The following is a 14,892-nucleotide window of genomic DNA, read 5'->3' on the forward strand; positions in this document are numbered from 1 at the left end:
TGGTCTCGTGGCGACCCTGACTGCGGTTCCTGCCGCGGTGGCTGTCTCGTCGAGGTCGATCCAGGACGCGACCGTGGGGTGTGGTCCACGTCAGGACACCGATCCACTGGGCCCGGGCAGGACCTATGTGGTGTCGAAGCGCAGGTGGTCGCCGTGCCGTTCGACTCTTTCGAGCTTGAAGCCGTTGTGCACCCGTGCTGCTTCGGTCGCCTTCGTCACAGGTCTAGTTGAGGACGGTGCGTAGAAGGTCGTCGCGTCGACCAGACCGGCTTCCAGGAACCGGTGTGCCGTTCGGGGGGCGGTCGCGAGCAGCAGCGATCGCGCGCCTCCTTCGTGCAGCGCCGCCAGGAGTCGTGCGGGCTCGTCCGCGGTCGTCACCGGAAGGGCGAAGGCGCTTCCGCCGTGACCGTTCGGCACGCCTTCGGAGAGGCCACCCGCATCGTCCAGGACCACGTCGAAGGTCGTGCGGTGCAACGTCCGCAGTGCTTCACCGGCGGTGCGCACCCGCCCCTGGGAATCGACTTCGTACAGCCAGGTGACGTGAGGACGTCCCGTGGTCAGGCTGTGCAGCCACGGCCGCAGGACGACGCGCGCGGAGTCGGCGAGCAGCCCGATTTCCACGTCTACCCCGGCCGCACCCAAGCGGGCGGCGCCGCCTTCTTCCCGCGAGGTGGGGTCGATCAGGGCGATGACCGTTCGGGCTATCCCGGCGTCGAGGAGCGCCTGGCGGCAGGGTGGGGTGCGGCCGTGGTGGTTGCACGGTTCGAGGGTGACCACCGCGGTACCGCCACGGGCGCGTTCTCCGGCCGCCCGCAGGGCGTGGACCTCGGCGTGCGCCTCACCTTTGCGGACGTGGTGGCCCTCGCCGACCGCGTGGCCGTGCCGGTCCAGGATCACGCACCCCACGGGCGGGTTGGGGCTGGTGGTGCCCAGACCGAACGCCGAGAGCACGATCGCCCTCCGCATCGCCGCGACCTCGGCCTCCGACGCCGTCACCGCGCATCCCCGGACAGCGCCTTGGCGCGGAACGCGTTCACCGTCGGCAAGTGGCCGTGCACGGACAGCCTGACGGCCACGTCCCGCACTTCGCGTTCTGTGCGCCGCGAGCCGGAGCTGCGTGCGATGTCCAGGGCCTCGTCCGCGAGCCGCGCGGCCCGTTCCGGCTCGCAGACAGCGGCCGCGGCCGCCGCGAAGCGACTCAACGCCGTCCCCCGATCCCGGCGGTAGGCCGCCGGGAGCGCGGGAAGCACCTTCTCGTAGAGCGCGATCGCCTTGTCGGGCCTGCCGAGGACCGACCAGCAGTGGGCGCGTTGCAGTTCCAGGTAGTCACCGGTGCAGAAGGACCCGTGCCCGTCACGCGCGTCGCCTTGATCGTCGCGCGCGGCCCACTCGTGAGCTTGGTCCAGCTTGCGGTGGGCGGTGCGCTCGTCCCCGTCGAGCGCGTACCCGTGCGCCTCCTGCTGGGTGATGGCCGCGCGCATGGGGCTCGACAGCACCGCCGCGTCCCGGCCGGCCGCCTCGGCCATGCCGATCACCCGCGCCGGGTCCGCGTCGGTGGTGGCCTGCTGACTACGGCGGAACAGCGTCCACGCCGGCATCGTCCGCTGCCCTGATTCGTAGGACCACTCCATCGCCCGGTCCGTCCAGTGCAACGCCAGGGCAGCCTCCCCGGCGTCCTCGTACAACCACGCCGCCGACTCGGCGTACCGGGCGGCCAGACCCACCACCTCACGTCGAGGAACTCCCCGGACCGTCGCCGCAATCTCGTTGATCAGGTCGATGTGCTCCCGCACCGACGTGATGGCGAAGCGCGGACCGAACAGGTTGTCCGTTTTGACGAGCAGGTGCCATTGTTCGCGAAGATGTCGGATGGCGTCGTCGACATGTGTTTCCGTGAAACGGCTCAACGCGGGTTGAGTCGACGTGCGCGTTTCCGGGACGTCAGGATCTTTGCGCACTGACTGGCGTCGCTGTCGTTCCTGCTCTCGTTTGCCCAGTTCGCGCAGCGCTGTCAAAGCACCCTTGCCGTTCAAGGCTTGGTCGAGGGCTTTGACGAGTTCAGCGGAGGGGAGGTTGTGGTCCGGACGTTCGGCCAGTGAGACGTATTGCCTGGTGTAGCCGATCTTCCGGGCCAGTTGGGGTTGGCTGAGCCCGGCTTCGGTGCGGCGTCGGCGGATCTCGTGAGCGAGTCGGACACCAGCGGGTTTGGTCGCGTCGGGGTGTTCATCGCTCATGTCGCCCCCGTCTGTTGAGATGCGTTGTGCAGCTGATTTGGTGCGGTGATGTCGGTGTTCACAATGCGGTCCACCGCCAAGGGCGCTCGATGTCACCGCGCAGGCATGCCAGGCGGTACTCGGCTTCACCCCTTGCCTTCGGGCTGGTCTTGGCCTTGCGGATGGCGAAGGCGATCCAACGAAGTTCTGTGATGGTGGCCAGTGTGCGATAGCCGGGATGGCCGGTCACGTCATAGCCGCCGTAGGCGTCGACGAACGCTTCGTACTCCGCAGGAGTGATGCGGGCGAAGTCAGTGCGGTCGACGGCCAGCGGGATCAGGTCCCACTCACGGGGACCAAGTCCGAAGTGGTCGAGGTCCATCAGCGTGGGGGCATGGTTCTCGGGGACAGCCAGGTTGCCCTGCCAGGCGTCACCGTGGATGGTGCAGCGGAGCAGTTCGGAGAGCAGTTCCGAGTACTCGTGACGTAGCGCGGCTATGAGGTCCGTGAGCCAGGCCCGGTCTCGGTCGGTGACTGCGGCGGAAGCGGCGATCACCTGGTCCAGCTCGTGGAAGGGGTCGAACGCGGGCAATGGCGGGAGGGCGGGTACTGCCAGTGCGTGGACTTCCTTGAGCGCTGCTCCGAGTTCGGTGGGGGTGGCGTGCCGGTGTTCGGGAAGTTGCGCCCACCAGGTGACGGGCCGGTCCTCGACCAAGACGGGCTGTTGGCCATGGTCCGCGACACGGACTGCCGGTACAGCGGTGGTGGCCAACCAGCGCGAGATGCGGACCGAGTGTGCGGCGGTGCGGTACGAGCCCGCGGGGCCGATACGGGCGACGATCCCGTCCGGCAAGCGGTAGAGGACGTTGGTGCCGTCACGGATCAGCTCCGCCCCGATGGTGGGTACACCCGCTTCGACGCCCGCTTTGCTGAGCACGTCATACGCGGGAAGAGGTGCTCCAGTGCCGAGGTCAGGCATCACCGGTGGCCAATGCCAGTGAGTGCGACAGGTCCGCTACGCCGGTGATCGACAGGTGCCGTCGGGCGGTGTGCATCAGGACGCGCAGCTCCTCGTTCATCCGCCGGGAGTGGAACCTCGCGGCACCCGCGACCGCCTGTTGCCCGAGTGCGACGGCCTCGTGTGGGTCTCCTGCCGCCATGTGCAGGGTGGCGAGCCGCGTTGTGGAGAACGCGCGTGAACGCGGGTAGGCGTCGCTGTGCAGGCGGATCGCCGTGGTCAGGCGTTCGGCGGCCTCTGCGGGCTGTTTGCGGGCTACAGCGACGGGAATCAGTGCCCGGGCACTGCTGCCGGCGTGTTCGGCATCGTCGTAGTAGACGAGCCACGGCGGAGCGGTGGCTGCTCGGTGTTCGGCGAAGTACGCGTCGGCGCGGTCGATCTCCGCCCTGGCTTCGTCGTGACGGCCCAACATGGCCAGCACGCGGGCGCGGACCACTGCGGTCACAGCCCTGGCCGTGGTCGTCAACCGGTCGGCGCGGACCTGGGCGAACTCGATCAGTGACAGGGCCTCGTCCAAGTCGCGCAGGTAGATGGCCTGGCGTGCCATGTCGGTCAGAGTGGCCGCGCGCAGTTCCCACGAACCACCCTGCTCGGCGCACGACAAGGCGATCCGGAAGCACCGCGACGCGCTCGTGTGGTCACCGATGTCGAACGCGGAGAAGGCCACCACGCCGGCCAGGTTCCCGACAGCCTCGAACAGGGACGACGTGACCGCGGGGTGGGACTGCGCTTCCAGCGTCCGGCACGCCCAACGCAGGTGGGCGATACCCGCCTCGACCGCCATACCGCCGCCGTAGAGGTTCTCACTGGAGGCCAGTGCACCGCTCATCAGCTTTACCTGTTCAACCTCTGCCTGACCTGCTCGTCGTCGAAGCGGTACGTCCAACTTCAACCTGTCGAGCGATTCGATCGCGCGAAAGTCCGTTGTGATCTCCGCGGCCGGTTCATGCGTTGTTGTCGCGAATGGCGGGTGCTGCCATTTCGCTTGGCTGACTGCTGATTTCCTGCGCACACTCTCCTGCTCGCGTTTTCCTTGCTCTCGCATCGTGGTCAAAGCTCCGCCTGAACCGAGGGCGTCATCGAGCGCCCTGACGAGTTCGGCGGAGGGGAGGTTGTGGTCGGGGCGTTCTGCGAGGGAGACGTACTGCCTGGTATAGCCGATCTTGCGAGCCAGTTGGGGTTGGCTGAGCCCGGCCTGGGTACGGCGTCGACGGATTTCGTGGGCGAGCCGGACACCGGCGGGTTCAGGTGCTGAGAAGTGCTCGTTGTCGGTCACATCGCCTCCCGCTGTGCTGAACAGCGGGCAGTTTCGCCCGAAGCGCCGGTGAGTTCGTCGAACGTGGTGGCGATCTGCTCCCAGTGGAAGGTGGCGAGGCCATCGGAAGATCGGGTTGTCACCAGATCGGCGTCCATGAACACCGCGCGCATGGCGGTCAGTGTGGTCACGCTGGTGGCGTAGGCCGGGTGGTCGCGAAGCAGTTGCTTGACGCAGGGGGCCACCAGGATCGGTACGTCGGTGGCCAGCAGTTCGTTGAGCAGGCCGAGGGCGAGGTTGTCGCTGATGCCGTGTGCCCACTTGTTGATGGTGTTGAAGGTTGCCGGGACGACGAGCAGTGCGTCGGCGCGGGGGAGCGGGTCGTGCTGTCCGGGTAGGCCGGCATGGGTTCTGATCAGTGCCCCCGTCCGGTGGGCCAGGTCGTCGAGGTCCAGCCACGAGGCTGCCGTCGGGGTGGCGATCACGCACACCTGCCAGTCGGTGGCGTGGAGGGACTCGATCAGCCGGTCGATGCGGAGTACCGGTGGTGCTGCTGTGACGACCAGGTAGACCGTGCGGGCGGTGTCGTTCATGCGAGTACGCCGATGCGCTGGGCCAGGCTGCGCAGGCCGGGTGTCTTCCGGTGCTGCTCGCGTGCCATGAGTTCCCGTACGAGCATTCGTCCGGTCCGGTGCGTGCGCAGCAGTTGCGGGGCGACGCGTTCGGTCTCCAGCAGGTGGATCACCGCCGGCGGGTCCTCGCCGAGTTGCGCCTGCGCCCACGCGTTGTCCAGGTGGAACCGTCCCTGTCGGCCGTGCAGGCCCGGTGGGAGGGAAGTGACGTCGACGTGCTCGGCCTCGGTGAGCACCCGGTGCGGATCGCCTGCCGCCACCGCCGCGGACACGCGGTGGATGCGGACGTTGGTCGGCCCGAACGCGCTGAAGCCGATGTTGCCGTCGTGTCCCAGCAGGGCCGCGAGTCGTCCGGCGTGCTCCAGTCGTTGATCGGCTTCGCCGGTGTCGCCCCTGCGGGCGGCGATGACGGCGCTGATGAGCACCAGCGCACCGCGCCACGTGCAGCTGTGCGGATCTTGTCCGCGGATGCTCCCGGCGACTTCCACCGCGTGGTGCTCCGCTTCGTCCGCGGCGTCCAGGCGCAGCAGGGCACAGGTCAGTTGGTAGGCGGCGGACGCCTGCCCGAAGACGTCGTCGGCGGCTTCCGCGGCGGTGCGCGCTTGTTCGGCGGCCTCGTAGGCGGCGATGCCGTCGCCGACCTTCGTGGCGACCTTGGCCGCTGCGATCGAGGCTTGGCACCGCAGGCTCAGGGCTTGGCGCCGTTGGCTGCCGCTGCTGTCGGCGACGATCGAGTCGACGGTCTGCAGCGTGCCGGGCAGCGCGTCGACGACCTCGTCGTAGCGGGCGGCTTGGTAGGTGCGGTGCAACCTGTCCACTAGCGCTTCAGCATAACGCGACACGCCAGGACCGGATCTCGCGACGGATATCCCGCTCGGAAGGGGGCGTTGCTTATTCGCAACGTCGACGGCCGGGGGTCCGTCATTTGTCGTCGAGCCTGCGGTCGAGTGCAGCCGCCGCTGGTTCTGTTCGTGTTTCCCTTGCTCGCGAAGTGCGATCAGCGCGCCATCGGTACCCAGTGCGCCGTCGATGGCCTTGACGATCTCGGCGGAGGGGAGGTTGTGGTCCGGACGTTCGGCTAGGGAGACGTATTGCCTGGTATAGCCGATGCGCTGGGCCAGTTGGGGTTGGCTGAGGCCAGCTGCGGTGCGTCGTCGGCGGATCTCGTGGGCGAGTCGGACACCGGCGGGTTCGGTCGGGTCGGGGTGTTCGTCGTCGCTCATGTCGCCTCCGCCTGCGCTAGGGGGCAAATAGGGGGCAAATACCGCGTGTCGTGGTTTGCGTTGTTCCCTGACTGTACCGGTCCTGGTTGAAATGTGTGCGTACGGATTCCGGTGTTTCGAAAGGGGTGGGTGATGGACGCCGACCATGTCGGGGTGCGGACCAGGTCGGGTGTGCGGTTGCTCGGTGACGCGGAAGCGGCGGGGTTGCGGCCGGAGTTGCGGGAGGTGGTGGAGTACCGGAAGTCGGGGTTGAGCCTGAACTGGATCGTCGGGTGTCCGTTGGACTGCGGGTACTGCGTGCGGCACCTGTTCGGCAACTTCGGCATGAAGGTGCCCCGTGCGCTGATGTCGGACGAGGCGGCGGTCGAGGTGCTGACCGGGCACCGGTTCTTCCGGCCGCACGTGACGCCGGTGCAGTTGCTCAACCGGGCGACCGACCCGATGCTGCCCGCGGTGAAGCCGCACCTGCTGCGGGTGTTGCGGATGCTGGACGAGCGAGGGTTGACCAATCATGTGCTGGTGATCACCCGGTGGCGGGTGGAGCCGGAGGACTGCGCGGCGCTCAACGCGTTGCGCAACCTGAAGGTGACCTTGTTGGTCACCCATTCGGGGATCGACGACGAGCGGGTCGAGCCGGTGGACTCAAGCATCGCGGCACAGTCGTTGAAGACGGCGTTCACGCACGCGGAGCGGTTTCGGGTGGTGTTGTACTGGCGGCCGATCGTGCCTGGCCTCAACGACTCCGACGCCCACATCGCACGCGGCCTGGAGCTGAGCCGGCACGCGCACGCGGCGGTGTTCACCGGCCTGTTCTACCGCGACGAGATCCGCGACTACTACCGTTCCCACGGCCTGCCCGAACCCTACGAGGACCAGGCGCGGCGCAAGATCCTCCCGGAGCACCTGGAGGCCCGCATCCTGCTGGCCGCAGCCGGACGACCGGCGGGGGACGCGGTGTTGTTCCGCAAGACCTCCTGCGCGGTGGCCTACGCCCACGGTGTGCCGGACTACAACGGGCACGTCGGCGTCCGCGAGTTGTGCGACATCTGCCCCGTCGGGCAGTTGGTGCGGTGCGAGGCGGCACGGGTACGGCCGGAGCCCGGCGTGGTGTCCGTGATGGCGCAGGGGTTGGGCGGCAGGCTGCTGGCGGTCACCGATCGTGCCGTCGTGGTGGAGGGTCTGGACGAGCAGCGCCGCTACCTGATGCAGCACAGCCTCGGTTACCAGGTGCACGACGTGACCAAGCCCCACCACCCGCACCGCCACGGCCGCGCCGACCTCGGCTGGCCCACCGTCACGGAGGCGTCATGACCACCCCGCGCCCCGCCCTGCCCGCCGTGCTGCGCGGTCGTCCGCTGGTGGTGGTCGACCTGGAGGGCAACGGCGGGCAGCCGCCGCAGATCGTCGAGATCGCCGTCCTCGCCGTCGACGACGGCCCGGTCGGTGGACGCGACCTGCGCACCTGGCTGGTGCGGCCCGCCGCGCCGATCTCGCCGATGGCCCGGCGCGTGCACGGCATCGACGACGACGACGTCGAGCACGCGCCGCCGTGGCACGGCGTGGCCCGCGAGGTGGAACCCGCCCTGGCCGGTCGGACGCTGGTCGCGCACAACGCCACCACCGAGTACCGGGTCCTCGGCGCGCACCTGCCCGCGTGGCGGCCGCCGATGGTGCTCGACACGCTGCGCTTGGCCCGCCACGTCTGGCCGGGTCTGCCCGGCTACGGCTTGGACAAGCTCGTCGCCCACGCCGACCTGGACACCGCCGACGTCGCCGGGCAGCGCCCGCACCGCGCCGGCTACGACACCTGGTGCGTCTGGCAACTCTTCCGGGCACTGCTCGCAGACAGCGATCTCGGCTGGGACGGCCTGGTGCGGGTCGCGGCGCTGAGGGACTTCCTGCCCGTCGAGGAGCAGGGGGAGGGGTTGTGGTGACGCCGGAGGTGGAGAAGCCGCTGGTGGTGGCGGTGACGGGTACGCACTCCACCGGCAAGTCCACCTTCCTGGCCCGGCTGGCCCACGAGCTGCGGCGCGAGCACCTGCAGGTCTGCACGGTGGCGGACCTGGGGGAGCGGGCGCAGCGGGTCGGGTTGCCGATCCTGCGCAACCACACCTGGGCCTCCACCCTGTGGATCATCACCCGGGGCGTCAGCGACGAGCTGGAGGCGTGGCCGCACGGCGACGTCGTCCTGGTCGACCGCGCCGTCCCCGACGCGCTGGGCTACTACCGCGCCGCGCTGGCCGACCGCGACGAGCGACCGGACCCGGCGGTGTACGCCCGCCTGGAAAGCGTGGTCCGCGACCACAGCGTGCACTACGACCTGCTCTACCGCACCACCCTCGATCCCGGCATCCCGCTCGGCACGGACAAGCCCCGCGACCCGGACGCCGACTTCCGCCGCCTGGCCGACCACCACGTCGGCGAAGTCCTCCGGGACCTCGGCCTGCCGCACCGGCTGCTGCCCGCCGACGGCCACGACCACGCCCTCGAAGACACCCTCGGCTTCGTCCTCGACCGGCTCGACAGTCCTCGGGACGGACGATCGTGACGACCGCACCGCACCGCGAGCCGAGCCCGCCCTGGGGCCGCGCGGAACAAGGCAAGTACGACCACCTCGCCCGTGACCTGGCCCGGCAGTGGGTCTCCACTTCGGTCGACACCGCGGCGGGACAAGTCGAACGACTGGCGGCGGTGAGCCTGGACCTGGCGGCGCGTGAGCCTACCTCGGTCGCGGTGGCCGAGCTGCTGCGGTGCGCCGCCCGGTTCTACGCCCGAGGCGGGCACTACCGACCGGCCTACGCGATGGGCGTGCACGAGCTGGCGGTGTGGCGCGCGAGGTCGGACGTCGAGTCGGCGTTGTCGACCACGACGTTCACCGGCTACCTGACGGCGTTGGGCTCACTGGCCCGCATCGACCGTGCCCTGGGGCGCCTGCACGAGGTGGCCGACGCGCTCGACGAGTTCCTGGAACTCCAGGTCCGGCACCGCCTCGCCGAAGACGTGCACCGGGCGTGGACGCTGCGCGAACTCGGCGCGGTCATGCTCGCCGGCGGCCGGGCAGGGCACGCCGTCGACGCCTACCTCCAGCCCGCCGACGCCGTCTACCGCCGCCTCGGCGACACCACCCTGACCACGGTGCACCGGGCTGCCTGCCAAGCCCTGCTGGGTCAGGCGCACCGGGCACTGGACCAGCCGGTCACGGCACACTCCCACTTCACCCGCGCCCGCTCCCTGCTCAACGGGGCCGTCCCCCGCGACGACGCCGCCCGACGCCTCGTCGATGCCACGACCACCGCATGCTCCGGGACCGGGCCGGACGTGCCGGTGCCCGCCGAGTTCGGCTTACCCGCCTGGCCCGCACCCCAGTGGGACTGAACCCGCCCCGAGCACCGCCGCCCGCCGCGGCATCCGAGCACATCGAGGAACCACCATGGACACCGACGAGAAGACCGCACCGACGAGGCTGAGCACCGCCCGCAGCCGGGAGCTGGGTGAGGAACTGCGCCGCATCCGCCACCGTGCCCGCCTGTCCTCCGCCGTCGTCGCCGAGAGCCTGGGCTGGTCACTGGGCAAGCTGAGCAAACTCGAAACCGGCAGCCGCGGCACCAGCCCGTGGGAGATCGCCACCCTCGTCGGCCGCTGTGCCGCGGACAAGCCCACCCGCGACCGGGTCATGGCCATCGCGCACGAACCCGACACCGGGACCTTCACCCGCACCCACGCGGGCCACCCCGACAGCCTCACCGCCCTGACCCTGCACGAACGCGCCGCCACCACCATCACCACCTACGACCCCCTCACCATCCCCGCCCTCGCCCAGACCCCCGCCTACGCCCACGCCCTGACCGGCGACAAGGACCTGGTCGACGCCCGCATCGCACGGCAGAAGGTGTTCAAGCCCGACGGCGGACCGATCACCGTCCTCCACATCCACGAGGTCGCCCTGCGCCTGGTCGTCGGCGATCGCGCCACCATGCGCGACCAACTGCTGCACCTGACCCTGATGACCGGCCGCCCCGACGTCACCGCCCACGTCATCCCCCTCACCGCACGAGCACACCCCGCCCTGGCCCACCACGCCGCGCTGCTCACCTTCGACCCGCCCACCCGCCCCCTCGCCTACGGCGACAACGGCACCGCCGTCGTCTTCCACGACCACCCCGCCGAGGTCGAGCACCACCAGCGCAGGATCCGCGAACTCCACGCCCGCGCCCTGCCCGAAGCCCAGTCCCGGGAGGTCATCGCCCACTGGGCCTACGCCTACGACAAGAGGAACCGGTGATGACCACGCCGCGCCCGTTCCGCTGGCAACCCCACGACGGCCGACGCCACGCCGTGCACCACGACGCCTTCCCCACCCAGCACACCGCCACGCTCTGCGGAGCGGAATTGACGATTCCCACCGGACGCGCGAGCAAACAGCAGTGGTGCTGGCCCACCTGCACCGACTGCGACGCCGCGTGGCGCCTCGCCGAAGGCATCCCCCTGCCCTCGCAACAACGCCACACCACCGGTGGCCCAGGACCCGCCCGCATGCTCGCCGTCATCAGCCACTCCGCGCGAGGATGACCGCTCCCATGCGTCCCACGGTCAAGCTACGTGTCTTCGCCTTCACCGCCGCCGCGAAAGCAGCCGGATACCGCTCCGACTACGCACTCGCCCACGCCATGCACGTCCACCGCTCCACCATCTCCCGCGTCGTCTCCGGCCAACTCATACCCGGACCGGCCTTCATCGCCGCAGCCCTGACCCTGCTGTCACCGGCGAACTTCGAAGACCTCTTCGAGATCATCACCGGCCCGGCCAAGAACATCGACCACCCGACGACCCACGACGAATAGGGCACGGCAAACCCTGCGGCCGGTGCGATCCCGAGCCACCGCACCGGCCGCGCCAACATGAACCGCCGTACGACAAGGGCCGCAACGACCCCGATCCCGCCTGCCGCGACGAACTCGGTCACCGGTCGCAACACAGAACCAGCACCGCTACGACCCCCGGTGCGCTCAAGGGATACGCCTCCACATTGCCCACCAGCGGCGCGCCGGCAGCCGCGGGGCGCGGCTGGCTCGTCGACCACGGCCTTCGTCATCAAGCTCCGCCTCCCGCGGTTCACCCGCACCATGAGATCGGCCGACATCCGCTTCAACTACGCCCTCGCCGACCGCATGGGCGTCAACCGATCCACCGTCAGCAGGGGCACGACCAGACAACTCAAATCGAGACCGGAGTTCATCGCCGACGCTGGCCGCGCTCGTACCGGCCACCTTCGGTGACCTCTTCGAGGTCACCGAACGCCAAGCAGCTGCCGACGTCCCTTCCGCCAACGCCGCCGACCGAGAACGGGCGTCGTGTACCCGCACCCCCCGCAACAACAGCGATGCACGGTGCCCGCCCCCATGGGTGCCGTGAGGCTCGACATGCCTGTCCGGACAGCCGCCACTGCAAGTCGCACAGGCCCCCTCGCCCATGCGCCTTGAAGATCGAAGCCTTGGCGGGGGAAATCCGGATGCCGGTGTAGACATCCCGTACCTGCGGTCGGCCTCTCACATCGATGGGAGGGCACGCTTGCGACGGTGCCGCCCGACAGGAATGCCATGACCTCCGGCCCGGCCTTCGACGACACGGCACCGCCTGCACCCGCCCCATAAGACAGCGACACCCGCACTCGCCTTGTCATCGGAATGCGGTGGTGGCGCACGCGAATGATCGTGCCGGTCGGGCTGATGTCCCTTGAGTCGCCCGTCGACAAGGAGCGGTCGTTGGCGCGCCAAATGGCGTAGTCCGGTCCTGCAATATTTTCACGCGCGATTTATGCGGACAGCTCGGACTGTATTTGTCGTATTCCCATTTCGCCGCATGGCGGAGTGCCGGTTCCCGGTGGCTGCGAGCCGAATGGTCGTCACCCGGCAAGCGCATTTACGATCCGATCGGGAGGCGGATAGCTTGAGTGCTCCCAGAACCCGAGTCAATCGCCCCCGACGTTGAGGACGCACATGGAAACACGTAAAAGGCAGCCGCGCTCCCAGTTGGGCCGACTCGCCGCCGTCGTGATCGCGACCGCCGCGCTGGTGGCGGCCGGTCCCGGCGCACACGCCGACACCGAAGCCTCCAGGCTCGGCACACCCGCGCTGTCCACGCACACCTCGAACGTCTCCGTCCAGACCACGGCCACGGTGTCCAGAGGCGTCTGGTCCTGCACGTTGAGCGCGACCCTCCCCAACCGGTGGTACGGCGGCTCGGGCGGTGGCGAACAGGCATTCGGCAATCTGAACTGCACCCACGTCATGCCCGAGATCTACATCGCGGTCGGCCTCTACCGCAACGGCAACCTGGTCGCCGCCACCGAGAGCCACAGGGTTTCCGCGGCGTTCGCCAACGCATTTCCCTCCGCGTCGCCGCACGTGTCGGCGACCTACGAGAGTGGCGCCATCGCCGCCGTCCTCTGGCCCGACAACACCATCACCGAGATTCCGCAGATCTACAGCCCCGTCATTTCGCTCTGACGCAACGGGCCGAACGAACCCCCGTACGGCCTCTGGGCGACCCTTCTCCGTCGCAAGAGAGGCGATCGAACAAGAGGCGCTTGCTCGATCGACGAACTCCGGGGGTCTGTCAAACGAGCGGCTCTGACCCGTAGTCGGTGGTGACGTGGAGTAACCATCCGCAATCATGATCTTGTGATGGATGTCGGTTCCCTTGTGGGGACGGTGTTTTCCGGGCTGTCGGCGCTGATCGTCCAGGACGTGGCGGACGGTGGCGGAATGGTGGTGGTCACGGCCCGTACCCAGGATGCGGCCGTGCCGTGTCCCGGGTGCGGGACCGCGACGGCGAAGGTGCACGGCTACCACCATCGGACGCTCAAGGACGTGCCGGTCGACAGCCGTCAGGTGGTCGTGCACCTGCGGGTCCGGCGGCTGGTCTGCGCGGCTCGGGGTTGCCCGCGGCAGACCTTCCGGGAACAGGTTCCCGGCCTGGTGGAGCGCCACCAACGCCGCACGGTGCGGCTTGTCCGGCAGACATCCCAGGTGGCGCGGGAGTTGTGCGGTAGGGCGGCCGCGCGCTTGACCGGCCTGTTGGCCGTGCCGGTGTCCCGCAGCACGGCGTTGCGCCACCTGTGGCGCCTGCCGCTGCCAGAACTGGTGGTTCCGCGGGTGATCGGCGTGGACGACTTCGCCCTGCGCCGCCGGCACCGCTACGCCACGATCGTCATCGACGCCGAGACCGGTCGCCGTGTCGCGGTCCTGCCCGGCCGCGACGCCACCACCCTGGAGTCCTGGCTGCGCGGGCATCCCGGTGTCGAGGTCGTGTGCAGGGACGGCTCGGCCACCTACGCCGAGGCCGTCCGACGTGCCCTGCCCAACGCGGTGCAGGTCAGCGACCGATGGCATTTGTGGCGCAATCTCTGCGACAAGGTCCTGGTCGAGGTCCGTGCGCACGCCGGATGTTGGGCCACCCTCAACCCGCCACGCCCGGGCGGGGTTCACGAGCAGACCGTCCGCGAGCGCTGGAACAAGGTCCACGAGCTGCTCGATCAAGGTGTCGGTCTGCTCGACTGCTCGCGGCGCCTGGGCGTGGGCCTGAACACCGTCAAACGCTACGTCCGCATGCCCGAACCCCACACTCTGCGTATCGCCCCGACCTACCGTCCGACGCTGGTCGACCCCTACCGCGAGCATCTGCGCGCCCGCCGCGCGGCCGATCCCGCGGTCCCGGTCACCGGCCTGCTCGCCAAGATCCGGAAGCTGGGTTATACCGGCAGCGCCAACCTGCTGGTCCGCTACCTCAACCAGGGCCGCGCCGAAGGCGAGCGCCCCGTCACCACCTCCCGCCATGCAAGCAGCCTCCTGCTTACCAAATCCGACAACCTGCGTCCGAAGGACACGGAGTTATTGGAAAAGATCACCGCGGCCTGCCCGGAGATGACCGCGCTCGCCGGCCTGGTACGTGGCTTCGCCGCCCTGCTGACACCGGCCGCGGGCAACGACGCGAAACTCACCGAGTGGATCACAGCGGCCCGCGCCGTCGACTTACCGTACTTGCGCAGTCTCACCAACGGTCTGGAGATCGACCGGTCCGCCGTGGACGCTGCCCTTACCCTGCCCTACCACAACGGCCGCACCGAAGGCGTCAACACCCGCACCAAAAGGATCATGAGACAGATGCACGGACGCGCCGGATTCGACCTCCTCCGCCACCGCATCCTCCTACCCTGACAGATACACAGCGTCACCACCGACTACGGGTCAGAGCCACTCGTTTTACAGTCCCCCAGCCGGACGCCGGCTGGAGCGCCAAGCGCGTCGAGCACATGATCGCCGACGTCCGCGCGCGGTTGTCGGCCGGTGGTGTCCACGGCCTGCTCCGCGAGGAGGTCGGGGAACCCGTCGGCAACACGCTCAACGACGACCTGCTGCGCGAACTGGTGCTGTCCACCAGCCTCGTACCACCGGACCTGGCCTTGCTCGGCCCGTTGTCCTGAGCGAGATCCTCCGTTCCACCCGATCGGGCACCGGCCTGGCTCATCAGCCGCTCGACCCGATCAAGCCCC

General features: G+C 69.2%; 16 protein-coding genes. 10 read left to right on the forward strand and 6 right to left on the reverse strand.

Annotated features, from left to right (window positions below; translation table 11 throughout):
* Positions 1-123 precede the first annotated feature (123 nt).
* From ribD to ACR807_RS04245, 6 genes are read right to left on the reverse strand one after another with little or no spacing between them, the layout of a single operon-like run.
* Positions 124-996: a bifunctional diaminohydroxyphosphoribosylaminopyrimidine deaminase/5-amino-6-(5-phosphoribosylamino)uracil reductase RibD gene (gene ribD, locus ACR807_RS04220; protein WP_438919854.1), complete on the reverse strand. Its 873-nt coding sequence runs from the start codon at positions 994-996 to the stop codon at positions 124-126.
* Entirely contained in the window at positions 993-2,234 is a 1,242-nt protein-coding gene (locus tag ACR807_RS04225) for a helix-turn-helix transcriptional regulator (RefSeq protein WP_438919855.1), read from the reverse strand. Before ACR807_RS04225 ends, ribD begins: the two co-directional genes overlap by 4 nt.
* A gap of 58 nt (positions 2,235-2,292) precedes the next feature.
* On the reverse strand, positions 2,293-3,150 hold the full coding sequence (locus tag ACR807_RS04230; protein WP_438919856.1) for a phosphotransferase family protein: 858 nt from the start codon (positions 3,148-3,150) through the stop codon (positions 2,293-2,295).
* Between the two features lie 34 nt (positions 3,151-3,184).
* On the reverse strand, positions 3,185-4,507 hold the full coding sequence (locus ACR807_RS04235; RefSeq protein ID WP_438919857.1) for a helix-turn-helix transcriptional regulator: 1,323 nt from the start codon (positions 4,505-4,507) through the stop codon (positions 3,185-3,187).
* Positions 4,504-5,079, reverse strand: coding sequence for a flavoprotein (locus ACR807_RS04240; protein ID WP_438919858.1), 576 nt, complete (start codon positions 5,077-5,079; stop codon positions 4,504-4,506). Before ACR807_RS04240 ends, ACR807_RS04235 begins: the two co-directional genes overlap by 4 nt.
* Entirely contained in the window at positions 5,076-6,341 is a 1,266-nt protein-coding gene (locus ACR807_RS04245; RefSeq protein ID WP_438919859.1) for a helix-turn-helix transcriptional regulator, read from the reverse strand. The genes ACR807_RS04240 and ACR807_RS04245 overlap by 4 nt, the downstream gene beginning before the upstream one ends.
* Before the next feature lie 132 nt (positions 6,342-6,473).
* On the opposite strand from ACR807_RS04245, the gene ACR807_RS04250 reads away from it, so the two are divergent.
* The 10 genes from ACR807_RS04250 to ACR807_RS04295 all read left to right on the forward strand — a co-directional run bounded on the left by ACR807_RS04250 (position 6,474) and on the right by ACR807_RS04295 (position 14,823).
* Complete coding sequence (locus tag ACR807_RS04250; protein WP_438919860.1) at positions 6,474-7,652, forward strand: radical SAM protein; 1,179 nt, start codon at positions 6,474-6,476, stop codon at positions 7,650-7,652.
* Positions 7,649-8,275: a 3'-5' exonuclease gene (locus ACR807_RS04255; RefSeq protein ID WP_438919861.1), complete on the forward strand. Its 627-nt coding sequence runs from the start codon at positions 7,649-7,651 to the stop codon at positions 8,273-8,275. The genes ACR807_RS04250 and ACR807_RS04255 overlap by 4 nt, the downstream gene beginning before the upstream one ends.
* On the forward strand, positions 8,269-8,889 hold the full coding sequence (locus tag ACR807_RS04260) for an AAA family ATPase (RefSeq protein WP_438919862.1): 621 nt from the start codon (positions 8,269-8,271) through the stop codon (positions 8,887-8,889). The genes ACR807_RS04255 and ACR807_RS04260 overlap by 7 nt, the downstream gene beginning before the upstream one ends.
* Positions 8,886-9,716 (forward strand): hypothetical protein, encoded by an 831-nt coding sequence (locus tag ACR807_RS04265; protein ID WP_438919863.1) that lies wholly within the window; start codon positions 8,886-8,888, stop codon positions 9,714-9,716. Before ACR807_RS04260 ends, ACR807_RS04265 begins: the two co-directional genes overlap by 4 nt.
* A 55-nt stretch (positions 9,717-9,771) precedes the next feature.
* Positions 9,772-10,623: a helix-turn-helix domain-containing protein gene (locus ACR807_RS04270; RefSeq protein WP_438919864.1), complete on the forward strand. Its 852-nt coding sequence runs from the start codon at positions 9,772-9,774 to the stop codon at positions 10,621-10,623.
* Positions 10,623-10,910, forward strand: coding sequence for an HC3 family zinc finger protein (locus tag ACR807_RS04275; RefSeq protein ID WP_438919865.1), 288 nt, complete (start codon positions 10,623-10,625; stop codon positions 10,908-10,910). Before ACR807_RS04270 ends, ACR807_RS04275 begins: the two co-directional genes overlap by 1 nt.
* Positions 10,911-10,918: 8 nt before the next feature.
* On the forward strand, positions 10,919-11,182 hold the full coding sequence (locus ACR807_RS04280) for a helix-turn-helix domain-containing protein (RefSeq protein ID WP_438919866.1): 264 nt from the start codon (positions 10,919-10,921) through the stop codon (positions 11,180-11,182).
* Positions 11,183-12,337: 1,155 nt separating this feature from the next.
* On the forward strand, positions 12,338-12,847 hold the full coding sequence (locus tag ACR807_RS04285) for a hypothetical protein (RefSeq protein WP_438919867.1): 510 nt from the start codon (positions 12,338-12,340) through the stop codon (positions 12,845-12,847).
* Positions 12,848-13,024: 177 nt separating this feature from the next.
* Positions 13,025-14,557, forward strand: a complete 1,533-nt coding sequence (locus ACR807_RS04290; protein ID WP_438919868.1) for an ISL3 family transposase — start codon at positions 13,025-13,027, stop codon at positions 14,555-14,557.
* 95 nt (positions 14,558-14,652) lie between these two features.
* Positions 14,653-14,823 (forward strand): hypothetical protein, encoded by a 171-nt coding sequence (locus ACR807_RS04295; protein ID WP_438919869.1) that lies wholly within the window; start codon positions 14,653-14,655, stop codon positions 14,821-14,823.
* The last annotated feature ends 69 nt before the right edge of the window (positions 14,824-14,892 follow it).

The organism is Saccharothrix sabaoui, from assembly GCF_051756985.1.
Lineage (GTDB): Bacteria > Actinomycetota > Actinomycetes > Mycobacteriales > Pseudonocardiaceae > Actinosynnema.

What these genes read in the sequence shown, in the direction of transcription:
- ACR807_RS04225 (WP_438919855.1), bottom strand. Translation starts at nt 2,234, where the DNA reads ATGAGCGATGAACACCCCGACGCGACCAAACCCGCTGGTGTCCGACTC.
- ACR807_RS04240 (WP_438919858.1), bottom strand. Translation starts at nt 5,079, where the DNA reads ATGAACGACACCGCCCGCACGGTCTACCTGGTCGTCACAGCAGCACCA.
- ACR807_RS04245 (WP_438919859.1), bottom strand. Translation starts at nt 6,341, where the DNA reads ATGAGCGACGACGAACACCCCGACCCGACCGAACCCGCCGGTGTCCGA.
- ACR807_RS04250 (WP_438919860.1), top strand. Translation starts at nt 6,474, where the DNA reads ATGGACGCCGACCATGTCGGGGTGCGGACCAGGTCGGGTGTGCGGTTG.
- ACR807_RS04255 (WP_438919861.1), top strand. Translation starts at nt 7,649, where the DNA reads ATGACCACCCCGCGCCCCGCCCTGCCCGCCGTGCTGCGCGGTCGTCCG.
- ACR807_RS04270 (WP_438919864.1), top strand. Translation starts at nt 9,772, where the DNA reads ATGGACACCGACGAGAAGACCGCACCGACGAGGCTGAGCACCGCCCGC.
- ACR807_RS04275 (WP_438919865.1), top strand. Translation starts at nt 10,623, where the DNA reads ATGACCACGCCGCGCCCGTTCCGCTGGCAACCCCACGACGGCCGACGC.
- ACR807_RS04280 (WP_438919866.1), top strand. Translation starts at nt 10,919, where the DNA reads ATGCGTCCCACGGTCAAGCTACGTGTCTTCGCCTTCACCGCCGCCGCG.
- ACR807_RS04285 (WP_438919867.1), top strand. Translation starts at nt 12,338, where the DNA reads ATGGAAACACGTAAAAGGCAGCCGCGCTCCCAGTTGGGCCGACTCGCC.
- ACR807_RS04290 (WP_438919868.1), top strand. Translation starts at nt 13,025, where the DNA reads ATGGATGTCGGTTCCCTTGTGGGGACGGTGTTTTCCGGGCTGTCGGCG.
- ACR807_RS04295 (WP_438919869.1), top strand. Translation starts at nt 14,653, where the DNA reads ATGATCGCCGACGTCCGCGCGCGGTTGTCGGCCGGTGGTGTCCACGGC.